Annotated in this window: 35 protein-coding genes; 2 read left to right on the forward strand and 33 right to left on the reverse strand. The window is 60.9% G+C overall.

All coding sequences use genetic code 11. The features are described 5' to 3' along the window. Positions 1-15 precede the first annotated feature (15 nt). The 5 genes from AC5XE7_RS02525 to AC5XE7_RS02545 form a co-directional block, all read right to left on the reverse strand. Complete coding sequence (locus AC5XE7_RS02525) at positions 16-1,905, reverse strand: MFS transporter (protein ID WP_495364286.1); 1,890 nt, start codon at positions 1,903-1,905, stop codon at positions 16-18. A 244-nt stretch (positions 1,906-2,149) separates the two neighbouring features. Beyond that, a complete protein-coding gene (locus AC5XE7_RS02530) occupies positions 2,150-2,938 on the reverse strand; it encodes an ATP12 family chaperone protein (RefSeq protein WP_495364646.1) in 789 nt (262 codons plus the stop codon). A gap of 32 nt (positions 2,939-2,970) precedes the next feature. Further along, the gene (locus AC5XE7_RS02535; protein WP_239798653.1) at positions 2,971-3,954 is read right to left on the reverse strand and encodes an RluA family pseudouridine synthase; all 984 of its coding nucleotides are present in this window, start codon (positions 3,952-3,954) and stop codon (positions 2,971-2,973) included. A gap of 84 nt (positions 3,955-4,038) precedes the next feature. Further along, positions 4,039-5,346, reverse strand: coding sequence for a replication-associated recombination protein A (locus AC5XE7_RS02540; RefSeq protein WP_495364285.1), 1,308 nt, complete (start codon positions 5,344-5,346; stop codon positions 4,039-4,041). Between the two features lie 10 nt (positions 5,347-5,356). Continuing rightward, positions 5,357-6,841, reverse strand: coding sequence for a DegQ family serine endoprotease (locus AC5XE7_RS02545; protein ID WP_495364284.1), 1,485 nt, complete (start codon positions 6,839-6,841; stop codon positions 5,357-5,359). Positions 6,842-7,132: 291 nt separating this feature from the next. Here AC5XE7_RS02545 and msrP point away from each other — a divergent pair, with 291 nt between their 5' ends. Beyond that, positions 7,133-8,074: a protein-methionine-sulfoxide reductase catalytic subunit MsrP gene (gene msrP / locus AC5XE7_RS02550; protein WP_495364283.1), complete on the forward strand. Its 942-nt coding sequence runs from the start codon at positions 7,133-7,135 to the stop codon at positions 8,072-8,074. Next, positions 8,074-8,715, forward strand: coding sequence for a protein-methionine-sulfoxide reductase heme-binding subunit MsrQ (gene msrQ / locus AC5XE7_RS02555; protein ID WP_495364282.1), 642 nt, complete (start codon positions 8,074-8,076; stop codon positions 8,713-8,715). The genes msrP and msrQ overlap by 1 nt, the downstream gene beginning before the upstream one ends. 80 nt (positions 8,716-8,795) lie before the next feature. Here msrQ and rplQ read toward each other — a convergent pair whose 3' ends face one another. The 28 genes from rplQ to AC5XE7_RS02695 all read right to left on the reverse strand — a co-directional run. Continuing rightward, positions 8,796-9,224 carry a 50S ribosomal protein L17 gene (gene rplQ, locus AC5XE7_RS02560; RefSeq protein ID WP_495364281.1) on the reverse strand — a complete coding sequence of 143 codons (429 nt, stop codon included), beginning with the start codon at positions 9,222-9,224 and terminating at the stop codon, positions 8,796-8,798. A 106-nt stretch (positions 9,225-9,330) separates the two neighbouring features. After that, complete coding sequence (locus AC5XE7_RS02565; RefSeq protein WP_183829810.1) at positions 9,331-10,341, reverse strand: DNA-directed RNA polymerase subunit alpha; 1,011 nt, start codon at positions 10,339-10,341, stop codon at positions 9,331-9,333. A gap of 98 nt (positions 10,342-10,439) precedes the next feature. Beyond that, positions 10,440-10,829: a 30S ribosomal protein S11 gene (rpsK, locus tag AC5XE7_RS02570; protein ID WP_018427863.1), complete on the reverse strand. Its 390-nt coding sequence runs from the start codon at positions 10,827-10,829 to the stop codon at positions 10,440-10,442. A 120-nt stretch (positions 10,830-10,949) separates the two neighbouring features. Then, on the reverse strand, positions 10,950-11,318 hold the full coding sequence (gene rpsM / locus AC5XE7_RS02575) for a 30S ribosomal protein S13 (protein WP_035032425.1): 369 nt from the start codon (positions 11,316-11,318) through the stop codon (positions 10,950-10,952). Positions 11,319-11,507: 189 nt separating this feature from the next. Further along, entirely contained in the window at positions 11,508-12,098 is a 591-nt protein-coding gene (locus tag AC5XE7_RS02580) for an adenylate kinase (protein WP_239798646.1), read from the reverse strand. Continuing rightward, the gene (gene secY / locus AC5XE7_RS02585) at positions 12,095-13,435 is read right to left on the reverse strand and encodes a preprotein translocase subunit SecY (protein WP_239798645.1); all 1,341 of its coding nucleotides are present in this window, start codon (positions 13,433-13,435) and stop codon (positions 12,095-12,097) included. The genes AC5XE7_RS02580 and secY overlap by 4 nt, the downstream gene beginning before the upstream one ends. Positions 13,436-13,563: 128 nt before the next feature. After that, positions 13,564-14,037, reverse strand: a complete 474-nt coding sequence (gene rplO, locus AC5XE7_RS02590) for a 50S ribosomal protein L15 (protein WP_495364280.1) — start codon at positions 14,035-14,037, stop codon at positions 13,564-13,566. A 22-nt stretch (positions 14,038-14,059) separates the two neighbouring features. Next, positions 14,060-14,257, reverse strand: coding sequence for a 50S ribosomal protein L30 (rpmD, locus tag AC5XE7_RS02595; RefSeq protein WP_183829798.1), 198 nt, complete (start codon positions 14,255-14,257; stop codon positions 14,060-14,062). Between the two features lie 25 nt (positions 14,258-14,282). Then, on the reverse strand, positions 14,283-14,852 hold the full coding sequence (gene rpsE, locus AC5XE7_RS02600) for a 30S ribosomal protein S5 (RefSeq protein WP_183829795.1): 570 nt from the start codon (positions 14,850-14,852) through the stop codon (positions 14,283-14,285). A 147-nt stretch (positions 14,853-14,999) separates the two neighbouring features. Next, positions 15,000-15,359 (reverse strand): 50S ribosomal protein L18, encoded by a 360-nt coding sequence (gene rplR / locus AC5XE7_RS02605; RefSeq protein WP_239798644.1) that lies wholly within the window; start codon positions 15,357-15,359, stop codon positions 15,000-15,002. Between the two features lie 104 nt (positions 15,360-15,463). Continuing rightward, positions 15,464-15,997, reverse strand: a complete 534-nt coding sequence (gene rplF, locus AC5XE7_RS02610; RefSeq protein WP_495364279.1) for a 50S ribosomal protein L6 — start codon at positions 15,995-15,997, stop codon at positions 15,464-15,466. Positions 15,998-16,083: 86 nt separating this feature from the next. Next, the gene (gene rpsH, locus AC5XE7_RS02615) at positions 16,084-16,482 is read right to left on the reverse strand and encodes a 30S ribosomal protein S8 (protein WP_495364278.1); all 399 of its coding nucleotides are present in this window, start codon (positions 16,480-16,482) and stop codon (positions 16,084-16,086) included. A gap of 12 nt (positions 16,483-16,494) precedes the next feature. Continuing rightward, complete coding sequence (gene rpsN, locus AC5XE7_RS02620) at positions 16,495-16,800, reverse strand: 30S ribosomal protein S14 (protein WP_183829783.1); 306 nt, start codon at positions 16,798-16,800, stop codon at positions 16,495-16,497. Positions 16,801-16,827: 27 nt separating this feature from the next. Then, positions 16,828-17,400: a 50S ribosomal protein L5 gene (rplE, locus tag AC5XE7_RS02625; protein WP_495364277.1), complete on the reverse strand. Its 573-nt coding sequence runs from the start codon at positions 17,398-17,400 to the stop codon at positions 16,828-16,830. Continuing rightward, on the reverse strand, positions 17,393-17,707 hold the full coding sequence (rplX, locus tag AC5XE7_RS02630; RefSeq protein ID WP_183829777.1) for a 50S ribosomal protein L24: 315 nt from the start codon (positions 17,705-17,707) through the stop codon (positions 17,393-17,395). Before rplX ends, rplE begins: the two co-directional genes overlap by 8 nt. A gap of 12 nt (positions 17,708-17,719) precedes the next feature. Further along, positions 17,720-18,088, reverse strand: a complete 369-nt coding sequence (rplN, locus tag AC5XE7_RS02635) for a 50S ribosomal protein L14 (protein ID WP_024924768.1) — start codon at positions 18,086-18,088, stop codon at positions 17,720-17,722. Positions 18,089-18,164: 76 nt separating this feature from the next. Beyond that, positions 18,165-18,404, reverse strand: coding sequence for a 30S ribosomal protein S17 (rpsQ, locus tag AC5XE7_RS02640; RefSeq protein WP_183829774.1), 240 nt, complete (start codon positions 18,402-18,404; stop codon positions 18,165-18,167). A 10-nt stretch (positions 18,405-18,414) separates the two neighbouring features. Next, a complete protein-coding gene (gene rpmC / locus AC5XE7_RS02645; protein WP_183829771.1) occupies positions 18,415-18,615 on the reverse strand; it encodes a 50S ribosomal protein L29 in 201 nt (66 codons plus the stop codon). Between the two features lie 12 nt (positions 18,616-18,627). Then, positions 18,628-19,041 carry a 50S ribosomal protein L16 gene (gene rplP / locus AC5XE7_RS02650; RefSeq protein WP_183829768.1) on the reverse strand — a complete coding sequence of 138 codons (414 nt, stop codon included), beginning with the start codon at positions 19,039-19,041 and terminating at the stop codon, positions 18,628-18,630. Between the two features lie 25 nt (positions 19,042-19,066). Then, complete coding sequence (gene rpsC, locus AC5XE7_RS02655) at positions 19,067-19,792, reverse strand: 30S ribosomal protein S3 (RefSeq protein ID WP_183829764.1); 726 nt, start codon at positions 19,790-19,792, stop codon at positions 19,067-19,069. Beyond that, complete coding sequence (rplV, locus tag AC5XE7_RS02660; protein ID WP_183829761.1) at positions 19,792-20,181, reverse strand: 50S ribosomal protein L22; 390 nt, start codon at positions 20,179-20,181, stop codon at positions 19,792-19,794. The genes rpsC and rplV overlap by 1 nt, the downstream gene beginning before the upstream one ends. A gap of 2 nt (positions 20,182-20,183) precedes the next feature. Then, positions 20,184-20,462 (reverse strand): 30S ribosomal protein S19, encoded by a 279-nt coding sequence (gene rpsS, locus AC5XE7_RS02665; RefSeq protein WP_183829758.1) that lies wholly within the window; start codon positions 20,460-20,462, stop codon positions 20,184-20,186. Between the two features lie 16 nt (positions 20,463-20,478). Beyond that, positions 20,479-21,312: a 50S ribosomal protein L2 gene (rplB, locus tag AC5XE7_RS02670; protein ID WP_183829755.1), complete on the reverse strand. Its 834-nt coding sequence runs from the start codon at positions 21,310-21,312 to the stop codon at positions 20,479-20,481. Between the two features lie 22 nt (positions 21,313-21,334). Continuing rightward, on the reverse strand, positions 21,335-21,628 hold the full coding sequence (locus tag AC5XE7_RS02675; RefSeq protein ID WP_183829753.1) for a 50S ribosomal protein L23: 294 nt from the start codon (positions 21,626-21,628) through the stop codon (positions 21,335-21,337). Next, a complete protein-coding gene (rplD, locus tag AC5XE7_RS02680) occupies positions 21,625-22,245 on the reverse strand; it encodes a 50S ribosomal protein L4 (RefSeq protein WP_183829750.1) in 621 nt (206 codons plus the stop codon). Before rplD ends, AC5XE7_RS02675 begins: the two co-directional genes overlap by 4 nt. Beyond that, the gene (gene rplC / locus AC5XE7_RS02685) at positions 22,245-22,970 is read right to left on the reverse strand and encodes a 50S ribosomal protein L3 (protein ID WP_183829747.1); all 726 of its coding nucleotides are present in this window, start codon (positions 22,968-22,970) and stop codon (positions 22,245-22,247) included. Before rplC ends, rplD begins: the two co-directional genes overlap by 1 nt. Positions 22,971-23,029: 59 nt before the next feature. Beyond that, the gene (gene rpsJ, locus AC5XE7_RS02690) at positions 23,030-23,338 is read right to left on the reverse strand and encodes a 30S ribosomal protein S10 (RefSeq protein ID WP_006205468.1); all 309 of its coding nucleotides are present in this window, start codon (positions 23,336-23,338) and stop codon (positions 23,030-23,032) included. A gap of 66 nt (positions 23,339-23,404) precedes the next feature. Continuing rightward, positions 23,405-23,543, reverse strand: a 139-nt coding sequence (locus tag AC5XE7_RS02695) for an EF-Tu C-terminal domain-related protein (RefSeq protein ID WP_495364645.1), incomplete at its 5' end; no start/stop codon positions are given.

The raw sequence follows: 23,543 nt of genomic DNA on the forward strand, positions 1-23,543 counted from the left end.
CTGGAGGCAAGCTGATCAGTCGTTGGCGGACAGGTTGGTTCCCAGCGTGTCCTTGACGAACAGCAGGCCGACGATCAGCGACATCGCCGCAATCGCCACCGGGTACCAGAGGCCGAAGTAGATATCGCCCTTATAGGCACTCAGCGCGAACACGGTTGCCGGCAACAGGCCACCGAACCAGCCATTGCCGATGTGATAGGGCAACGACATGCCGGTGTAGCGGATGCGGGTCGGGAACATTTCGACCAGAATCGCGGCGATCGGCCCGTAAACCATCGTCACATAGAGGACGAGGATGAACAGGATGCCGATCGTCAGCGGCCAGTTCACCTTGTCGGGGTCGGCATACATGGTGAATGCACCCGAGTTAGGAATGCTGTAGGCCGTTATCTCGGTGGCACCGGCAGCTTCCTCGGCAGTGATCACCTTGTCGGTGATGGCCTGCGCGACCGGAATGGTTTTCTTATCACCATTGCGTACGGCCGCCGCATCCAGATTGAGTTCAGGATTGGCTGCGACGAAGGCATCCAGTTTCTGGTCGGCCACCACGCTGGCTGCACGCCGCAACGGATAACCGCCATCCTGCAGCGCGATGTTGACGCCCTTCTGGAAGGCCGTTTCCTTTGCCTTGGCATCGGCGCCGGCGGCAATGGCATCGAACGACCCGACTGTTTCATCGCCGATGGTAACGGTGGCTGCCGTGCCCGGCACGGCTGTCGCCACCACGTCATACGGCACCGAGTTGCGGGTGAGGAACGATGTGGCGATGTCACAGGATGTGGTGAACTTGGCGGTGCCAACCGGATTGAACTGGAACCGGCAGTCGCCCGGCGCGGCGGTCACGGTTGCACGCATGTTCTGCTGAGCGGCCGCAAGCGTCGGGTTCGCCGCCCATGTCAGTGCCTTGAACAGCGGGAAGGTGGTGAGGATCGCCAGCACGAAGCCCGCCATGATGATCGGCTTGCGGCCGATCTTGTCGGAAAGCCAGCCGAACACAACGAAGAAGATCGAACCGACGGCGAGCGCAATCGCGATCATGATGTTTACCGACCACGCATCGACCTTCAAGACATTGGTGAGGAAGAACAGCGCGTAGAACTGGCCGTTGTACCAGACTACGGCCTGCCCGGCGGTGAGACCCAGCAGCGCCAGCAGCGCGATCTTCGCGTTCTTCCACTGGCCGAAAGCCTCCGAGAGCGGCGCCTTCGAGGTTTTGCCCTCAGCCTTCATGCGCTTGAAAGTCGGTGATTCCGAAAGCGACAGACGGATCCATATGGACACGCCCAGCAGCAGGAAGGAGACGATGAAGGGAATGCGCCAGCCCCACGCCGCATAGTCCTTCGCGTCGAGCGAAGCCTGCACCAGCAGGATCACGATCAGCGACAGGAACAGGCCGAGCGTTGCCGTGGTCTGGATCCACGAGGTGTAGAAGCCGCGCCGGTCGTCGGGCGCGTGCTCGGCGACATAGGTGGCGGCACCACCATATTCGCCGCCCAGCGCAAGGCCCTGAAGCATGCGCAGAACGATCAGGATGATCGGCGCGGCCATGCCCCAGCTCGCATATCCCGGCAGGATGCCGACCAGAAACGTCGAAAGCCCCATGATGATCATGGTGACGAGGAAGGTATATTTGCGGCCGACGAGATCACCCAGGCGGCCGAACACCAGCGCGCCGAAGGGGCGCACGAGAAAGCCGGCAGCGAAAGCGAGCAGAGCGAAAATGTTGCGGGTTGCTTCAGGGATAGCCGGGCTGAAGAAGGTAGAGCCGATGAACACGGCCAGAGACCCGTAAAGATAGAAATCGTACCATTCGAAGACGGTACCGAGAGAAGAGGCAAAAATGACCTTCTTCTCCTCCCGGGTCATGCCGCGGCTCGAACCGCCGGCGGTTGATGCCATTGCCATTGGGGGTCCTCCTCTTTGCTGCCTCCCTGGCGACCCTCCTGTCGCCGGTAAGAGGCAAAAGGCGCCGACTTCAGCCGAGCGCCATATGCAAAAAAGTGACAGAAAGCCGTGGCAAACGGCACCAGTGCTTTCGGATTATGACTTTCGTCTAATATAGCCGGCAAAGCGACGAACGGCCGATTTCGCGCACCGCGTCATGCGCGCCCGGCAAGTTGCTGTCGCAAAAAAGTTTTCCGCTGCTGGATCAGTCGAGACTGTCGAGAAGCTTTACCGCGGCGACGAAATCATGATGCCGCTGCGCGCGTCGCGCCACGGCCTCGGCATCCTGCCCCCACTGGGCGATCTGCCAGTCTTCATCGACATGGGCTGCCAGCCAGGCGGCTTCCGATTCGATCTCACCGGCTTCAACCGCCAGTGCCAGCAAGGCCGAACCGGTCAGCGATGTCATGACATGCAGGCCGGCCAGCCGAAAGGGATCATTGCGGCGCGCCAGCCATGCGCCCAGCACCGCAATCGACTCGCGCGGCTGCTCGACATGCATGACGCCTTCGGCAAGATTGAAACGCGCCCCCACACCAGTCTGAACCCAGTCGAGAACCGGATCCCAGTGTGTGTTCTGCTTCTCGACAAGGCTTTCCGGGCCTTCGGCGCGATAGCAAAGCATGTCGGTCGAGGCGAAACGCAGAATATCCTCCAGCACCGCCTGCGGATCGGTGGCCACGCCATCAATCGCCGTGTTGACCAGCCTCAGGACGGGCATCTTCATCGGATCGATGACTTCGGTCTGCTCTTCGAATTCCTGCGCCACCAGCTTCGTCGCCGCTTCGGTCGGCAATGCGAGCAGGTTTTTGCCGGGCGTGCGCACGGGCTTGCCGTCAAGATGAACCGCGAAGTTCTCACCATCCTGCACAACGGCAGCCTGCTTGTAGAACCGCTTCGGCAAAGGGGTGCGCATCTGTATCTGGGCGCGTTTGACCGGATCGGGATCCGACAGCTGAATGTTGTTTTCAGCGTCTTTCAGCACATCTCGCATATCCGGCTTCCCGCCCTTATCCGGTGAACCCATTACTCGTCCTCGGCATTCTGCTCGTCGAAACCGAGCAAATTCCAGCTCTGGCGCATATGTTGCGGCATGGGCGCGGTCACATCGATCCTGCCGCCGTCGGGATGGGGAATCACGATGCGGCGAGCATGCAGGTGCAGGCGATTCTGCATTCCCCCGGGGAAATCCCAGTTGGTGTCAGCTTCGAAATATTTCGGATCGCCGATGATCGGGCAGCCGATATGGGCCGCATGCACACGCAACTGGTGAGTGCGGCCCGTATAGGGCTCCATTTCCAGCCATGACAGCGACTGTGCCGCCTGCTCGACGACACGGTAGAAGCTCACCGCGTGATCGGAGCCCTTCTCGCCATGTCTGGCCACCCGCATACGGTCGCCATCCGGCGTCTGCTCCTTGATCAGCCAAGTGGAAATCTTGTCCTCGCGCTTCGGCGGAACGCCCTTCACCAGTGCCCAATAGGTCTTCTTCGTCTCGCGATGACGGAACGATTCCGACAGCTTCATCGCCGCCAGACGCGTGCGCGCCACCACGAGCACGCCGGAGGTGTCCCGGTCGAGCCGATGGACGAGGCGCGGCTTCTCGCCCTTCTTATTGCGCAGCGCCTCCAGCATGTCGTCGACATTGCGGGTCACGCCCGAACCGCCCTGCACGGCAAGGCCGGCCGGCTTGTTGAAAACGTAAACCTTCGGATCCTCATGCAGCAGCATGCGGGCCAGAACATCGCCATCATCCTGATTGCGGATGGAGTGGCCGGTCATGTGCTCGCTGGCCTTACGATCCACCTCAAGCGGCGGAATGCGGATGACATGGCCTGGCTCGACGCGCGTATCGGCCTTGGCGCGGCCGCCATTGACCCGAACCTGCCCTGAGCGCAGCAGTTTCTGCAGATGTCCGAAACCCAGCCCCGGATAGTGAGCTTTGAACCAGCGGTCGAGCCGCATGCCGGCCTCACCGGCCTCAACCGTTATCTGTTCTACGCCTGCCATGAGCCTGTCCATTGATCCCGGCCGCCAGATAGCACCAAGCGCCCGCTTTTGCGAGCGGCCTTGCCACATGGGGGATTTATTGTATCAGCCGCGTTCCTTGCGCAGCTTCGCCCAGTATTCAAGGCGTTTCCTGATTTCGCGCTCGAAACCGCGTTCGGGGGGATCGTAAAACGTCTTTCGGCCCATCTTTTCCGGGAAATAATCCTGCCCCGAAAAAGCGTCCGGCTCATCGTGGTCGTAGCGATAGCCGGCGCCGTAGCTTTCTTCCTTCATCAGCTTTGTCGGCGCATTCAGGATGTGCCGGGGCGGCAGAAGGGAACCGAACTCCTTCGCGGCACGCATCGATGCCTTGTAGGCGGTGTAGACCGCATTCGATTTCGGGGCGGTGGCGAGATAGACGCAGGCCTGCGCCAGCGCCAGTTCGCCCTCCGGGGAGCCCAGAAAATCATAGGCATCCTTGGCGGCGTTGCAGACCACCAGCGCCTGCGGATCGGCGAGCCCGATGTCTTCCACCGCCATGCGCACCAGCCGCCGGCCGAGAAAGAGCGGGTCCTCGCCGGCATCGAACATGCGGGCCAGATAATAGAGCGCGGCATCAGGATCGGAACCACGCACCGATTTGTGCAGGGCGGAGATCAGGTTGTAATGCCCGTCCTGCCCCTTGTCGTAGATCGGGGCACGCCGCTGCACCACGTTCAGCAGGGTTTCCGCATCGAACACCTCGCCCGGTCCCGCTGACCGCCACACTTCCTCGGAAAGGGTGAGCGACGCGCGTCCGTCACCGTCCGCCATGCGGATGAGCGCCGCCCTCGCCTCCTCGTCGAGCGGCAACGGCTTGCCTTCCGTTTCCTCGGCACGGGAAAGAAGCCTGGCGATGCTATCCTCGTCCAGAGACCGGAAGGTGAGCACGCGGGCGCGGGAAAGCAGCGCCGCATTCAGCTCAAAAGACGGATTTTCGGTCGTGGCACCGACCAGAATGACGGTGCCGTCTTCCATGACGGGCAGAAAGCTGTCCTGCTGGGCGCGGTTGAAGCGATGAATCTCGTCGACGAAGAGCAGGGTCTGGCGGCCGTTGGCACGGCGCAGGCGCGCCGCCTCGAACACTTTCTTGAGATCGGCAACGCCGGTGAAGATCGCTGAAATCTGCTCGAAGGCGAGGCTCGTCTCGCCCGCCAGCAACCGCGCCACGGTGGTCTTGCCGGTGCCCGGAGGTCCCCAGAAGATCATCGAGCCCAGCGAACCGGAGCGGATCATGCGCGACAACGCACCGTCCGGCCCGGTCAGATGCTCCTGCCCCACAACCTCGGCCAGCGTTTTCGGCCGCAAACGGTCAGCCAGCGGCTGGCCGGGCGGGGTTGCCTCGGGCGTTGCGGAACCGAACAGGTCAGCCATCAGCGCCGTCTCAGTACCGCAGCACCTGGCGCATGAGCTGGCCGTTGCGTTCAATGGTGAACCGCCACCAGCGCGCGTTCTGCTGGGATGCATCGGACAGCTTGCGCGCGGTGTCGATGGTCTGGCCGTTGACCTCGCGGACGATGTCACCCGGCCTGAGGCCGAAATCACCGGCCGGTGAATTGCGATCGACCTCGACGACAGCCACACCCTTGATGTCGGCGTTCATGCCCAGACGCTGGGCGAGCCGTGGCGACAGTTCCGCCACCCTGGCGCCGGCGAAGGGGCTGCGGCCGCGCAACTGCACCTGTGCCACCGACGCACCTTCCGGCGCGCGCTGCAAGGCGATGTCGACCGTCTTTTCCTCGCCCTTGCTCAGGACGCCGAGCTGAGATTGCGTACCGATCGGCTGCGTTGCCAGACGATAGCCGAGTGCATCGACACCTTCGATGCGGGCGCCGTTGAAGCTCAGCACCACGTCGCCAGGCCGAAGCCCGGCCAGTTCCGAAGGCCCTCCGGCCTCGACCGCGGAAACCAGAGCACCGTAAGGCGTTTCCATTCCGAGCGATTCCGCGATCTGGGGGGTGACCGCCTCGAAAGTCGCGCCGATATAGGGACGCTCGAAGAAATCGCGACCGGCCTTAGCCGCCTCCACGAAAGCGCGCACCATGTTAGAGGGAATGGCGAAGCCGATGCCGATCGATCCGCCGCTGCGGCTGTAGATCGCCGTGTTGATGCCCACGAGCTGGCCGCCCATGTTGATGAGGCCGCCACCGGAGTTGCCCGGATTGATGGCTGCATCAGTCTGGATGAAGAAGCCGGAATCGGAAATGCCGATGTGGCTGCGCGCCAGCGCGGAGACGATGCCGGAGGTCGTCGTCTGGCCGACGCCGAACGGATTGCCGATGGCAAGCACGAGGTCGCCGACCTGCAACGCGTCGGAATCGCCGATCGCAATCACCGGAAACGGCTTGTCGGAATCGATCTTCAGGACAGCGAGATCGAGCGACTCATCCTTGAGCAGCACCTTGCTCGAGAACTCGCGGCCATCGGACATGGCCACCTTCACCTCGTCCGCGTCCTTGATCACATGGAAATTGGTGACGATGAAGCCGGCCTCATCGACGAGAACGCCGGAGCCGAGCGAGGACTGCGAGCGCGGCATGGAGCGGCCGAAGAACTGCTCGAAGAAGGGGTCGCCATCGAAGGGCGAGCGCACGCGCGCGGTCTGGGAGGCATAGACGTTGACCACGGCCGGCGCGGTCTGCCGGACCAGCGGCGCGTAGGACAATTGCACTTCATCGCGGCCGAAGGGCACCCGGCGATCGGGACCGCTGTTCTCGCCACCCCCCGATCCCTGCAGAAGATCGGTCAGGACTTCCGAGAGCCCGGGAGACTCCTTCTTTTCCTGCGAAATCGCGTAAGGCACGGAAGGTGCAGCGAGAAGCAAAGACAGAGCGCCTATGAAAGCTAGGCTGAAGCGCTTGGCGACCATGGACGAATCCTCCGGGCAATATCACTGCTTATTGTGGTGATGATTGTGCTGAATGAAAGGCCTGATAAGCCTGAATTCCCGCCCCCTTCAAGGCATCTGGAGAAGATTTCCCGAAACCCGGCAATTCCCCGACCGTCCGCCACTTTCCGTTTTATTGCACCAGCGGGCAGGCACCGCCCGCGCATACACGAAAATGTGGCCGGCAGAAGCCGTCGTTACGGTCGAAACCATGCCATGCGGGCGTTATATAGTTGAAATCGCGACAAGGACAACGCCAGCGAGGCAACGCCGATGCCTGCCTATTCTTCCCCCCGGATCGCAAACAGGGAAATCACGCCGGAAGCCGCATTTATGGATCGGCGGCGCTTCCTTGCCGGTGCCGCCGGACTGCTCGCCTTCGGTGCAACCTTGCCCGCCACGGCAAAACCGCTCACGGCGAGTGAGAGCGCTTTCTCGACCGACGAGAAGCTGACGTCGGAAGATGACATCACTTCCTACAACAACTTCTATGAGTTCGGCCTCGGGAAAGGCGATCCGAAATCCAGATCGGGTAAATTCGAGCCGACGCCGTGGACCATCAGCGTCGACGGAATGGTGGCAAAGCCGCGCGAATTCGGGGTGGACGATCTTCTGGCCTTCCCGCTTGAGGAACGCATCTATCGCATGCGCTGCGTGGAAGCATGGTCCATGGTCATCCCATGGACGGGATTTCCCCTGTCGGCCCTTCTCGACAAGGTCGAGCCGCTCGGTTCGGCCAGATATGTGGCGTTCGAGACGGTGGTGCGGCCAGACCAGATGCCGGGCCAGAGCGGTTATTTCCAGTCCATCGACTGGCCCTATGTCGAAGGCCTGCGGCTCGACGAGGCACGTCATCCGCTGGCGATTCTGGCACTCGGTCTCTACGGTAAGACATTGCCCAGTCAGAATGGCGCGCCCGTGCGCCTTGTCGTGCCGTGGAAATATGGCTTCAAGGGCATCAAGTCGATCGTGCGCATCACGCTTACCGACAAGCAGCCGCCGACCAGCTGGAATATTCTGGCGCCGCATGAATACGGCTTCTTCGCCAACGTCAATCCGGCGGTCGATCACCCGCGCTGGAGCCAGGCAAGCGAAATACGCATCGGCGAAAGCGGCTTCTTCGGAGCGAACCGGCGCCCTACCCTGCCCTTCAATGGTTATGGCGCAGATGTTGCCGATCTTTATGCCGGCATGGATCTGGAAGCCGACTTCTGATGGCCGGATTTCCGGCAGCTTTGTCGCCGCGCCTGCGCAAGGCATCGATATGGATGCTCTACCTGCTCGGCCTCCTTCCGGCGGCATGGGGCTTCTGGCTAGGCGCCACCGGCCGGTTGCCGGGAAATCCCGTCAAGGAATTCGAGCACCTTCTGGGCTTATGGGCGCTGCGCTTCCTCATCGCCACGCTGGCGGTCACCCCTTTGCGCGACCTGTCCGGCATCAACCTGTTGCGCTACAGGCGCGCGCTCGGGTTGCTGGCGTTCTGGTATGTGCTGATGCACTTCACGACCTACATGGTGCTCGATCAGTTCCTGAATGTCGCGGCGATCGTCGAGGATATTACCCGGCGGCCCTTCATCACCATCGGCATGGCGGGCCTGCTGATGCTCATGCCGCTGGCGCTCACCTCCAACAACTGGTCGATCCGCAAGCTGGGCTCGCGCTGGGGCAACTTGCACCGGCTGGTTTATGTCACTGCTGCTGCCGGCGCGCTGCACTATGCGATGTCGGTGAAGATCGTGGGGCCGCAGCAATGGATTTACATCGCAATCATTGCGCTGCTGCTGGCGTGGAGACCGCTACGCCCGTATTTCAACGCTCGCAAGCGCCGCCGGCGCGCACCTGAAAGGCCGGCATGAAACGGAGCTGCCTCCGAAGTACAAAAAGGCCGGGAGATCACTCTCCCGGCCTTTTTCAATTAACCAGCTACACCTGAAAATCAGGCTGTTTCGGTCTCGGCAGCAGCTTCGGCTTCCAGGCGGACGCGGTCGGCAGCGCCCTTGGCCGAAGTGTCGCGCTCGACGAACTCGATCACGGCCAGCGGAGCGTTGTCGCCGCGGCGGAAGCCGGCCTTCATTATGCGCAGATAGCCGCCGTTACGGTTGGCGTAGCGCGGAGCGATGGTGTCGAACAGACGCTTCACAACGTCTTCGTTGCCGATCTGAGCGATCACCTGACGGCGGGCGTGCAGGTCGCCGCGCTTGCCGAGGGTGACCAGCTTCTCGACGATCGGACGCAGGTCCTTCGCCTTCGGCAGCGTGGTGACGATCTGCTCGTGCTCAAGGAGCGAAACAGAAAGGTTCGCGAGCATCGACTTGCGATGGCTTGCACTGCGGGAGAAACGACGGCCTTTGAAACCGTGGCGCATGGCTCTTTTCCTTCTTTAGCTGTTCAGGAGGCCACGGCCTCCGATGGTTTTCCGCATGGCCGTCGGACCGGAATATCCGGTCCTCGGTACCATGCTCTATTCAGGCTCAGTACTGGTCTTCGTACCGCTTTGCGAGATCTTCGATGTTCTCCGGCGGCCAGTCCTGAACCTCCATACCGAGGTGCAGACCCATGGAAGCCAGAACTTCCTTGATCTCGTTCAGCGACTTGCGGCCGAAGTTCGGAGTGCGGAGCATTTCCGCCTCGGTCTTCTGGATCAGGTCGCCGATGTAGACGATGTTGTCGTTCTTCAGGCAGTTGGCCGAACGGACCGAAAGCTCCAGCTCGTCCACCTTCTTCAGAAGCGCCGGATTGAAGGCGAGTTCCGTCACCTGCTCGGCGGCGGCTTCCTTCTGCGGCTCCTCGAAGTTGACGAACAGGGCAAGCTGGTCCTGCAGGATGCGGGCAGCGAATGCCACTGCGTCCTCGCCGGTCACCGAACCATCGGTTTCGATGGTCATGGTGAGCTTGTCCTTGTCGAGCTCCTCGCCGTGGCGGGTGTTCTCGACCTTGTAGGAGACCTTCTTGACCGGGGAGTAGAGGCTGTCGACCGGGATGAGACCGATCGGGGCGTCCTCGGCCCGGTTGCGCTCGGCAGGAACATAGCCCTTGCCGGTGTCGACCGTGAACTCCATGCGGATTTCCGCACCCTCGTCCAGCGTGCAGATCACGTGGTCGGGGTTCAGGATCTCGACGTCGCCGACAGTCTGGATGTCGCCGGCGGTGACGGTGCCCGGACCCTGCTTGCGCACAACCATGCGCTTGGGGCCTTCGCCTTCCATCTTGATGGCGATTTCCTTGATGTTCAGGACGATGTCGGTGACATCTTCGCGAACACCGGCAATCGACGAGAACTCGTGAAGAACGCCGTCGATCTGCACGGCAGTGACGGCTGCGCCGCGCAGCGACGATAGCAGCACCCGGCGCAGGGCATTGCCCAGCGTGAGACCGAAACCGCGCTCCAGAGGCTCGGCAACCAGCGTGGTCACCGTCTTGCTCTTTGACGAGAACTCGACCTTGTTCGGCTTGATCAGTTCTTGCCAGTTTTTCTGGATCATATTCTATTCCTTCCGCTACCCCACCACCATCCAATCGTGGTGGGCGATCTGGAAAACCGCAAAAGCGCCCGAAGGGCGCTCAAGCAGAGAGAGAAAAGTCAGACGCGACGCTTCTTGCGCGGGCGGCAGCCATTGTGCGGAATCGGCGTCACATCACGGATCGAGGTGATGGTGAAACCGGCAGCCTGAAGCGCGCGAAGAGCCGACTCGCGACCCGAACCCGGACCGCAAACCTCGACTTCCAGCGTACGCATGCCATGTTCCTGCGCCTTCTTGGCGGCATCCTCGGCAGCCATCTGAGCAGCGAACGGGGTCGACTTGCGCGAACCCTTGAAGCCCTGGGCGCCAGCCGACGACCAGGCAATCGCATTGCCCTGAGCGTCGGAGATGGTGATCATGGTGTTATTGAAGGTCGAGTTGACGTGAGCGACACCCGACGAAATATTTTTACGTTCGCGACGACGAACGCGTGCGGCTTCCTTGGCCATTTTTGTCCTTTCAGTTGATCTCTGCACCGCCGTAATGCCAGCGGCTACACCTTTGAAGCGATACGGGCATGGCGCAGGACAGCATCAACCGATGCCACCCGGCCCCGCACATTCAAAAAATTACTTCTTCTTGCCGGCGATCGCCTTGGCAGGGCCCTTGCGGGTGCGCGCATTGGTGTGCGTGCGCTGGCCGCGAACCGGCAGCGAACGACGGTGACGCAGACCGCGGTAGCAGCCCAGATCCATCAGCCGCTTGATGTTCATCGAAACTTCGCGGCGCAGATCGCCCTCGACCTGATAGTCGCGGTCGATCGTCTCGCGGATCGCCAGAACTTCGGCGTCGGTGAGCTGGTTCACGCGGCGCTCGGCCGGAATGCCGACCTTGTCGACGATTTCCTGAGCGAACTTCTTGCCAATGCCGTGAATGTACTGGAGCGCGATAACGACGCGCTTGTTGGTCGGAATATTTACACCGGCTATACGAGCCATCTTCCAGTTCTCCATGTGGGCCGGGCTGAGCCGGCACTGTTGCATTTACCCGCGTCCGGTGGAGGCCGGCCCCTGCGGGGTAGTCAAACAAGCGAACATGCCAAAAAGGCACGCCCACCTCACGCCTTGTGGGAATGAGGCGTCGCCATACTTCACATGACGGCTTACGTCAAGTGAAAGTCTTAATAGTTAACCGACTGTCTCGGGCAGCAACGCCTCGATCTGCGCGGTTACCTCGTCCATGGACGCCATGCCATCGACGCCCCTGAGCATGCCCTTGGCGTGGTAGTAACCGATCAGAGGAGCGGTCTTCTTGTAATATTCCCGCAGGCGTTCCTCGAACACTTCCGGATTATCGTCCTTGCGCACCGGCTGTCCGGCGGCCTTTGCTTCTTCGGCGCGCCTGACGATACGGCCCACCAGGGCACCATCATCGACCACCAGCTCAATCACCGAATCAAGCTTCTGGCCGCGCTCCTTCAGCATCGCCTCGACCGCATCGGCCTGTGCGAGCGTGCGCGGATAGCCATCGAGGATGAAGCCTCTGGCGCAATCCGGCTGGTCTATGCGCTCGGCAACGATCGCGTTGACGATGGCATCCGAAACCAGCTCGCCGGCATCCATGACCGCCTTGGCTTTCTGGCCAACCGGCGTCTGGGCAGCCACGGCAGCGCGAAGCATGTCGCCGGTGGACAGCTGCGGAATGCCGTATTTGCTGACCAGCCTCTGTGCCTGGGTCCCCTTGCCCGCCCCCGGCGGGCCCAGCAGTATAAGCCTCATCTTCCCCTCTTACCTCCACGCAGCTTCGACTTCTTGATCAGTCCCTCGTATTGATGAGCGATCAGGTGTCCCTGAACCTGAGCCACAGTATCAAGCGTCACGCTGACCACGATGAGAAGCGAGGTGCCGCCGAGGTAGAAAGGAACGCCCGTCGCCGCAATCAGATATTCCGGCATAAGGCAGATGGCGACCAGATAGATGGCACCTATCACGGTGATGCGGGTGAGCACATAGTCGATGTACTCAGCGGTCCGCTCGCCAGGACGATAGCCGGGAATGAAGCCTGAATGCTTCTTCAACTGGTCAGCCGTTTCCTTGGGATTGAAGACGATAGCCGTATAGAAAAAGGCGAAGAACACGATCATCGCGCCATACAGGAACATGTAGATGGGCTGACCGTGACCGAGCGCCGTCAGAATGGTCGACGCCCATGAAGGCAGGTTCTGCGTATTGGAGAAACCGGCGAGCGTTGCCGGCAGCAGCAGCAGCGACGACGCAAAGATCGGCGGGATGACGCCTGCGGTGTTGAGCTTCAGCGGCAGGTGCGACGTGTCGCCCTGGAACATGCGGTTGCCGACCTGACGCTTCGGATACTGGATCAGCAGCCGGCGCTGGGCACGCTCGACGAACACGATGATGGCAATTACCGCAACCGCCAGAACCATGATGGCAAGCACGAGCCCGGTAGACAACGCGCCGGTACGGCTCAATTCCAGCGTACCGCTGATGGCATGCGGAAGGCCCGCCACAATGCCCGCAAAGATGATGAGCGAAATACCGTTGCCGATGCCGCGTGCGGTGATCTGCTCACCCAGCCACATCAGGAACATGGTGCCGCCCGTCAGAGTGATGACAGTCGAAATCTGGAAGAACAGCCCCGGATTCGAAACGATGTTGTTGCCGCCCTGAAGTCCGACGGCGATGCCATAGGACTGAACCAGTGCCAGCAGAACAGTGCCGTAACGGGTGTACTGATTGATGATCTTGCGCCCCTGCTCGCCTTCCTTCTTGAGGGCTTCGAGCGTAGGAACGACGGACGTCATCAGCTGCATGATGATCGACGCGGAAATATAGGGCATGATGCCCAGCGCGAAGATCGCCATGCGCTCGACGGCACCGCCGGCAAACATGTTGAACATGCCAAGAACGCCGCCGCTCTGCTGCTGGAAAGCCTGCGCAAAAGCGTCGGGGTTGATTCCGGGCAGCGGAATATAGGTGCCCAGACGATACACAAAGAGCGCACCGAGCGTAAACCAGATGCGCTTCTTGAGATCTTCGGCCTTGGCGAAGGCCGCAAAATTGAGATTGGATGCCAGTTGTTCAGCAGCCGAAGCCATGCAAAATTCTCCGCAGGACGACGCGGGGGCCCGCTTCGGGCGGCGCGTATCACCGAAGACCCGAGATAGGCCCGGCGCAGCCAAGATGCAAGCGGCCGCATTGACGCGGCCGCTTCATTATTCCGAAATTATTCGGCAGCCGCCACTTCGGGCAGCTTGATGGAGCCGCCGGCCTTCTCGATCTTCTCGACCGCGGCCTTGGAAGCGCCAGCAACGTCGAAGGCAACCTTGGCCTTCAGCTCGCCGCCGGACAGAATGCGAACACCGTCCTTGACGCGACGCACGACACCGGCCTTCACCAGCACGTCAGCCGTCACCACTTCCTTGGCATCGAGCCTGCCGGCATCGATTGCCGTCTGGATGCGCTCGAGAGAAACCACGGAGTAGCTCTTCGCGAAGATGTTCTTGAAGCCGCGCTTGGGCAGTCGGCGATAGAGCGGCATCTGGCCACCCTCGAAGCCGTTGATGGCCACGCCGGAGCGCGACTTCTGACCCTTGACGCCGCGACCACCGGTCTTGCCGAGGCCCGAGCCGATGCCACGGCCCACGCGCTTCTTCGAAGGCGTCGCGCCTTCGTTATCACGCAATTCATTGAGTTTCATGTCAGGTCTCCTGCGCTGTAGCTCAGCCCTCGTCCACAACGCGGACGAGATGCGAGACGGCGGCGATCATGCCACGCACCGAAGGCGTATCCTCCAGCGTGCTCTTCTTGTGCATCTTGTTGAGGCCGAGGCCGACCAGCGTGGCACGCTGCTCCTTCGGACGGCGGATCGGCGAACCGATCTGCTCAACAGTGACGGTCTTGGTAGCTGTTTTTGCCATGATGATGATCCCTCGTCAGCGCCGACTATTCCTCGGCAGCCACGGCAGTACCGCGACGAGCCTGGAGGGTCGAATACTTGATGCCACGGGCAGCGGCGACATCCTTCGGATGAAGCTGCTTCTTCAGGGCGTCGAAAGTGGCGCGAATCATGTTGTAGGGGTTCGAGGACCCCATCGACTTGGCAACCACGTCGTGCATGCCGAGCGTCTCGAAGACAGCGCGCATCGGACCACCGGCGATGATACCGGTACCCTGCTTGGCGGTGCGCAAAAGCACGCGGCCAGCGCCGTGACGGCCTTCAACATCATGGTGAAGCGTACGACCCGAGCGCAGCGGCACAAAGATCATGTCGCGCTTGGCAGATTCGGTTGCCTTGCGGATGGCTTCCGGCACTTCGCGTGCCTTGCCGTGACCGAAGCCGACGCGGCCCTTCTGGTCGCCGACGACGACGAGAGCTGCGAAGCCGAAGCGACGGCCACCCTTGACCACCTTGGCGACGCGATTGATGTGAACCAGCTTGTCGACGATGCCGTCGTCGCGCTCTTCACGGTCGCGGCCGCGCTCGCGGCCACCTTCCCTACGTTCCTGTGCCATATCCTGATCCTTGTTTTTTTCCGGAAGCACGGATTGCTGAAATGCCGGCACCCCTGTTCTGGAATGCCGGCGGCGAAATTTCGTCTCCTGTGGACGATCCGGACGAAAAAGTCAGCAACTTTTTGTCGCTGACTTGTCCGAAACGCCTTAGAAGCTCAGCCCACCCTCACGGGCGGCATCGGCAAGAGCCTTAATGCGGCCATGGTAGATGTAGGCGCCACGGTCGAAAACGACTTCTTTCACGCCTGCCTTGGCAGCACGCTCGGCGATCAGCTTGCCCACTTCCGCTGCAGCAGCGGTGTCGGCGCCGGTCTTCTTCGAGTCGCGGAAAGACTTTTCCAGCGTCGAAGCAGCAGCCAGCGTGCGGCCCTGAGCGTCGTCGATGAGCTGAACATAGATGTTCTTCGACGTGCGGTGAACCGACAGGCGCGGACGACCGTTGGCAACGGCCTTGAGCTGACGGCGAACACGGGCGGCGCGGCGCTGTGTGGTTTCCTTGGACGACATTTTGTATTTCCTGCCTTGTAAAACGGGAGCTGCTTATCCGGTAAACCGGAATGTGCGGTAGACCAGACAGCCTCCCGCAGCACCTTCCCGTGGCGTTGACGTTATTACTTCTTCTTGCCTTCCTTACGGAAGACCTTCTCGCCCGCATAGCGCACGCCCTTGCCCTTGTAGGGCTCCGGCTGACGATATTCGCGGATCTCGGCAGCCACCTGGCCAACCTTCTGCTTGTCGATACCAGTGATGCTGATTTCGGTGGGCTTCGGGCAGGCAAGCGTGATGCCTTCAGGGGCCTCGTACACCACTTCATGGCTGAAGCCCAGCGACAGCTGGATGTTCCTGCCCTGCATGGCGGCACGATAGCCGACGCCCTGGATTTCAAGCTTGCGCTCGAAGCCGTCCTTGACGCCGATCAGGATGTTCTCGATCTGCGAACGGGACATGCCCCACTTGGAGCGGGCGTCCTTGGACTGGTCACGCGGCTCGACGCTGATCTCGCCGTTGTCCAGCTTGACCAGAACCTCTTCGTTGACGACGAACTGCAGTTCGCCCTTCGGGCCCTTCGCCGTAACGGTCTGACCGTCGATCGTCGCGGTCACGCCCTGCGGGACGGATAGGGGCTTCTTACCAATACGAGACATGGTATTGTCCTCGTCACTCTAATTGTTTCAGGTCCTGCCGGGAGTTACGCACTCACCGGCAATTCCTATCGGGAACGGTTACCTGATCAGAACACCTGGCAGAGAACTTCTCCGCCAACATTCTGTTCACGGGCCTCGTGATCAGCCATCACGCCCTTGGGCGTCGAAAGGATGGCAATTCCAAGACCGTTGGCAACCTGCGGGATCGACCTGGCCGAAACATAAACGCGGCGGCCGGGCTTGGAGACGCGGGAAATCTCGCGCACCACCGGGGAGCCGTCGAAATACTTCAGCTCGATCTCGATCTCGGACTTGCCGTTGTCGAAGTCGGTCTGGCTGTAATCACGGATATAACCTTCAGCCTTCAGCACGTCCAGAACACGGGCACGCAGACGCGAAGCGGGCGTGGAAACGGTGTTCTTCTTGCGGCCGTAGGCATTACGGATACGGGTCAGCATATCGCCGAGAGGATCGCTCAGGGACATCTCGTCTACTCCTTACCAGCTCGACTTGACCAGGCCCGGGATCTTGCCCGTATTGCCCAGATCGCGCAGCGCGATACGCGAAACCTTGAGTTTGCGATAATAGGCGCGCGGACGGCCGGTGACTTCACAACGGTTGCGAATGCGGATCTTGGCCGAGTTGCGCGGCAGCGCCGACAGCTTGAGCTGAGCGCGGAAACGCTCCTCAAGCGGCAGCGACTGATCCATCACGATGTCCTTCAGCGCCTTACGCTTGGCTGCGTACTGATCGACAAGCTTGCGGCGCCTGTTGTTCTTCTCGACTGAGCTGGTCTTTGCCATTTCAGATTTTTCCTTTTCTCGCTGCCGTTACTGGCGGAAGGGGAAGTTGAAAGCCTTGAGCAGCGCCCGGGCTTCGTCGTCCGTCTTCGCAGTCGTACAAACGATGATGTCCATGCCCCACATCTGATCAACCTTGTCGTAGTTGATCTCCGGGAACACGATGTGCTCCTTGAGGCCCATGGCGTAGTTGCCACGACCATCAAAGCTCTTCGGATTGAGGCCACGGAAGTCGCGAACGCGCGGCAACGCAATGTTCACGAGACGATCGAGGAACTCATACATCTTCTCGTTGCGAAGGGTCACCTTCGCGCCGATCGGCATCTGCTCACGCACCTTGAAACCGGCGATCGACTTGCGCGCGCGGGTTACAACGGCCTTCTGACCGGTGATGAGGCCGAGATCCTCAGCAGCCACGGAAGGCTTCTTGGAATCTGCGGTCGCTTCACCGACACCCATGTTCAGCACGATCTTCTCGATGCGCGGAACCTGCATTTCGTTGGAGTAGTTGAACTGCTCCTGCAGCGTCTTGCGAATGGTCTCTTTGTAGACCTTCTTCAAGCGCGGCGTGTTCTTGGCTTCTGCCTGTGCTGCCTTAGCCATTGATCGTTTCTCCCGAGCGCTTGGCGAAGCGCACCTTCTTGCCATCCTGCTCAACGCGGAAGCCAACGCGGGTCGGCTTTCCATCCTTGGGGTCGGCAATGGCGAGATTCGACAGTTGAATCGGCGCTTCCTTGGTGATGATGCCGCCTTCCTGAGACTGGGTCTGCTTCTGGTGGCGACGAATGAGGTTCACACCGCGCACGATGGCGGTGTCTTCCTTTGGCTGCACGGAAAGCACTTCGCCGGAGCGGCCCTTATCCTTGCCGGCCAGGACGACAACCTTGTCGCCTTTACGGATCTTTTGCATGATTGCGGCTCCTTACAGCACTTCAGGCGCGAGCGAAATGATCTTCATATGGTTCTTCGCGCGAAGCTCGCGCGGAACCGGCCCGAAGATACGCGTGCCGACCGGCTCTTTCTTGTTGTCGACCAGAACCGCTGCGTTCTTGTCGAACCGGATCACGCTGCCGTCCGGACGACGGATGTCCTTGGCCGTGCGAACGACGACCGCCTTCATCACATCACCCTTCTTAACGCGGCCGCGCGGAATGGCTTCCTTGATCGACACCACGATGATGTCGCCAACGGAGGCATACTTCCGCTTTGAACCGCCCAGCACCTTGATGCACATGACACGACGTGCGCCGGAATTATCCGCCACGTCGAGGTTTGTTTGCATCTGAATCATGACTGGCCGCCTTTTTCTTCTCTATTGGGAGAGGCCCTGCCCTCCCCGGTCTGTCCAAAATTCGTTAAACGCCCAATCAAGCCTGGTCCTGGGTCACGACAACCCAGCGCTTGTCCTTGGAGATCGGCGCCGATTCCTGGATCAGGACGCTGTCGCCAACCTTGTGGACGTTGTTCTCATCGTGCGCCTTGTACTTCTTCGACATGCGCACAACCTTCTTCATCACCGGATGGGTGAAGCGACGCTCCACCTTCACGACGACGGTCTTGTCATTCTTGTCGCTGACGACGACGCCCTGCAGAATACGCTTCGGCATGGTTTTTTCCTTATGCCTTCTTGGCCGCGGTTTTCTCCGCGGCGATGGTCTTGATGCGAGCGATGTCCTTGCGGACCTGCTTGACGCGGTCGGTCTTCTCAAGCTGGCCGGTGGCCTTCTGGAAGCGCAGGTTGAACTGTTCCTTCTTCAGGGAAGCCAGTTCGTCAGAGAGCTGATCCTGCGTCTTCGAGCGGATATCTGAAGCTTTCATCTCTGCTCTTCCTTATTCAGCAATGCGCTGCACAAAGCGCGTGCGCACCGAAAGCTTGGCAGCACCGAGACGCAGCGCCTCACGCGCGACATCTTCCGGAACGCCATCGATCTCGAACATCACGCGACCCGGCTTGACCCTGCAAGCCCAGTAGTCGACCGAGCCCTTACCCTTGCCCATACGGACTTCGGTCGGCTTGCTCGTCACGGGAAGATCCGGGAAAATACGGATCCACACGCGGCCGGCGCGCTTCATTTCACGGGTGATCGCGCGGCGGGCCGCCTCGATCTCACGCGCGGTGACGCGGTTCGGCTCCAGCGCCTTCAGTCCGAAACCACCGAAATTCAGATCGGTGCCGCCCTTGGCGGTGCCGTGGATACGGCCCTTGAACTGCTTGCGGAACTTTGTGCGCTTTGGCTGCAGCATCTTACTTGCTCCAAATTCTCAATTATCAGGCGTTCTCGCGACGACGCTGGCCGCCCCGATCGCTACGCTCGCCAGTGTTGGCATCACCCTCGGTGGCCCGACGCTCGGAAGCCATCGGATCGTGCTCGAGGATTTCGCCCTTGAATACCCACACCTTCACGCCGCAGATGCCATAGGCAGTCTGGGCTTCAGCCGTGCCGTAATCAACATCGGCGCGCAGCGTGTGCAGCGGAACGCGACCTTCGCGGTACCACTCCATACGAGCGATTTCGGCGCCACCGAGACGGCCCGCGCAGTTGATGCGGATGCCCTCGGCGCCCAGACGCATCGCCGACTGAACGGCACGCTTCATGGCGCGGCGGAAAGCGATACGGCGCTCGAGCTGCTGCGCGATGGACTGCGCGACCAGCGTGGCGTCGATCTCGGGCTTACGCACTTCAACGATGTTGAGGTGCGTTTCCGACTGGGTCATCTCGGTCAGCTTCTTGCGAAGCTTCTCGATGTCTGCACCCTTCTTGCCGATGATCAGGCCCGGACGAGCGGCGTGAATGGTCACGCGGCACTTCTTGTGCGGACGCTCGATCACCACCTTGGAAATGGCAGCCTGCTTCAGCTCCTTCTCCAGATACGCACGGATCTTCAGATCCTCATGCAGCAGCTTGCCGTACTCTCCGGTGTTCGCGTACCAGCGCGAATCCCAGGTGCGGTTGATGCCGAGGCGGAGACCGATCGGATTGATTTTCTGGCCCATTATGCGGCCTCCCCTTTCTCTTCGACTTCACGAACAACGATCGTGAGGTGCGAAAACGGCTTCTCGATCCGGCTGGCGCGACCGCGGCCACGGGCGTGGAAGCGCTTCATGACAATCGACTTGCCAACATACGCTTCCGCCACAACCAGCGAATCAACGTCGAGATCATGGTTGTTCTCTGCGTTTGCGATCGCCGATTCCAGTGTTTTCTTCACTGTTTCGGAAATACGCTTGCGCGAGAATTCCAGATCGTTCAGCGCAGTCTGGACCTTCTTGCCACGGATGAGCGCGGCAACCAGATTGAGCTTCTGCGGGCTGACGCGGATCGTGCGCAGAACGGCACGTGCCTCGTTGTCAGCAAGCCTGCGCGGAGCTTTGGCCTTGCCCATCGTTACTTCCTCTTCGCCTTCTTGTCCGCTCCATGACCGTAATAGGTACGGGTCGGGGCAAATTCACCGAACTTGTGGCCGACCATGTCCTCATTCACCGAGACGGGAACATGCTTCTGACCATTGTATACACCGAAGGTGAGGCCGACGAACTGCGGCAGGATGGTGGAGCGACGGCTCCACATCTTGATCACCTCATTGCGACCGCTTTCACGAACCTTGTCTGCCTTCTTCAGAAGGTAGCCGTCGATGAAAGGGCCTTTCCAAACAGAACGAGTCACAGGGGCTTACCTCTTCTTAGCTCTTACGCTGATGACGCGAGCGAACGATAAACTTATCGGTCGCCTTGTTGGACCGCGTCTTCTTGCCCTTGGTCGGCTTGCCCCATGGCGTCACAGGATGACGGCCACCCGACGTGCGTCCCTCACCACCGCCGTGCGGGTGGTCAACCGGGTTCATGGTCACGCCGCGGTTATGCGGACGCTTACCGCGCCAACGGGTACGGCCAGCCTTGCCGTCCTTGATGTTGGCGTGTTCCGGGTTGGAAACGGCGCCAACCGTGGCAAAGCAGGAGCCGTGAACGATGCGCTGCTCACCGGAGTTCAGGCGAAGGATCGCCATGCCCTGGTCACGACCGACGAGCTGACCATATGCACCCGCCGAACGGGCAATCTGGCCGCCCTTGCCGGGCTTCAGCTCGATGTTGTGAACGATCGTTCCGACCGGCATTGCCGAAAGCGGCATTGCATTGCCGGGCTTCACGTCGGCGGATTCGCCGGCCACAACCTTGTCGCCGGCAGCAAGACGCTGCGGAGCCAGGATGTAGTTCAGCTCGCCGTCTTCGTACTTCACCAGCGCGATGAAGGCCGTGCGGTTCGGATCGTACTCAAGACGCTCCACCGTGCCCACGACGTCAAGCTTGCGGCGCTTGAAGTCGATGATGCGGTAAGTGCGCTTGTGACCGCCGCCGATGAAACGCGCGGTGACGCGACCGGCGTTGTTACGGCCGCCCGACTTGGTCAGTCCTTCGGTCAGACCCTTGACGGGCTTGCCCTTGTGAAGACCGGCGCGGTCGACGATGACCAGCTGGCGGGTGCCTGGCGTGATCGGGTTATAGTGTTTCAATGCCATTTTCTTATCCTCGCCGCTTCGCTCACAGGCCGGTCGCGACGTCGATGGAGTGGCCGTCGACGAGGGTGACGACCGCCTTCTTGACGTCGCCCTGACGGCCAATCGTGCCGCGGAAGCGCTTGACCTTGCCCTTGCGGACAAGTGTGTTCACTGCCGAAACCTTCACGCCGAACAGCGCCTCGACAGCAGCCTTGATTTCCGGCTTCGTCGCCTTCTTGGCAACGTTGAACACAACCTGGTTCTGCTCGGATGCCATGGTCGACTTTTCGGTGATCGCCGGCGAGACGATCACGTCGTAGTGGCGGAGATCGGTCATTTGAAGCGCTCCTCGAGAGCCTCGACGGCGGCCTTCGAAAGGACCAGCGTGCCGCGGCGCAGAATATCATAGACGTTGATGCCCTGAACCGGCAGCACGTCGATGTTCGGGATGTTGGTAGCCGCCAGCTTGAAGTTGGCGTCGAGTTCCGCACCACCGATCACCAGAGCGTTGGTCAGGCCCAGCGACTGCAGGCTTGCAACCAGCGACTTGGTCTTGGCCTCAGCAAGCTTCAGCTCGTCCACGACGATGATCGAGGACGCTTTGGCCTTGGCCGAAAGCGCATGCTTCAGACCCAGAGCGCGAACCTTCTTGGGAAGGTCATGCTCGTGGCTGCGGACAACCGGGCCGTGGGCCTTGCCACCACCACGGAACTGCGGTGCACGTGCCGAATGGTGACGGGCGCGGCCCGTACCCTTCTGCTTGTACATCTTGGCGCCGGTGCGTGCGATTTCCGAACGACCCTTGGCCTTGTGCGTGCCCTGCTGCTTCTTGGCAAGCTGCCAGCGCACGACGCGCTGCAGAATGTCCTCGCGCGGATCAAGACCGAAGATCTCGTCCGAGAGCTGAACCTTGCCAGCATCCTGGCCGGCAAGCGTTGTGATCTTGATATCCATTATTCCGCTCCCTCGCTGGCCGGAGCTTCAGTCTTTTCAGCTGCCTTGGCAGAGGCACGGAAGGCCGCCGGCTTCGGCGCATTCTCGGGCAGCGCCGCCTTCACGGCGTCGCGCACCAGAATCCAGGCACCCTTGGTGCCGGGAACGGCGCCGCGGATCAGGATGAGGCCACGCTCGACATCGGTCGAGACGACCTCGACATTCTGCGTGGTGACGCGGGTAGCGCCCATGTGGCCGGCCATCTTCTTGCCCTTGAACACCTTGCCGGGGTCCTGGCGCTGGCCGGTCGAACCATGCGAGCGGTGCGACACGGAGTTACCATGGGTAGCGCGACCACCACCGAAGTTGTGACGCTTCATGACGCCCTGGAAACCCTTACCGGTCGAAGTACCGGTCACGTCGACCTTCTGGCCCGCGACGAAATGGTCGGCGGTGATCTCGACGCCGATGTCGAGCAGGTTGTCGTCAGAAACGCGGAACTCGGCCAGCTTGGCCTTGGGCTCCACGGAGGCGGTGGCGAAATGGCCACGCATCGCCTTCGACGTGTTCTTGACCTTGGCGAGGCCGACGCCGAGCTGAACGGCCGTGTAGCCATTCTTCTCCTGCGTGCGCTGTGCCACGACCTGGCAGTTCTCCATGCGGAGAACCGTGACAGGGACATGCTCCCCGGCATCGTTGTAGATGCGGGTCATTCCCAGCTTTTGTGCAATTACACCTGAACGCATCGGTTCATTTTCCTTCAGAGGAGCTCAGGGTTTCCCCTTTGAGCTCATGTTTTAAGCTCTCAGAGCTTGATTTCGACGTCCACACCTGCGGCCAGATCGAGCTTCATGAGCGCGTCAACCGTCTGCGGGGTCGGGTCCACGATGTCGAGAAGACGCTTGTGGGTGCGCATCTCGAACTGCTCGCGGCTCTTCTTGTCCACATGCGGCGAACGGTTGACCGTGAACTTCTCGATGCGAGTCGGAAGCGGGATCGGGCCGCGGACATTGGCGCCAGTGCGCTTTGCCGTCGAAACGATTTCCCTGGTCGAAGCATCGAGCACGCGATGGTCAAACGCTTTCAGGCGTATGCGGATATTCTGTCCGTTCATTCGTCTATTCCTTGTTCTGGCGCGGCGCGGGCGTTTACCCGCCCGCGACAGATCGATTGTTTGTTCTTATTCGACGATTGCGGCGACGATGCCGGCGCCGACGGTGCGGCCGCCTTCACGGATGGCGAAGCGCAGGCGCTCTTCCATCGCGATCGGCACGATCAGCTCAACATCAACCGTGATGTTGTCGCCCGGCATCACCATC

The organism is Aquamicrobium sp. YD-1-mutant5, from assembly GCF_059509755.1.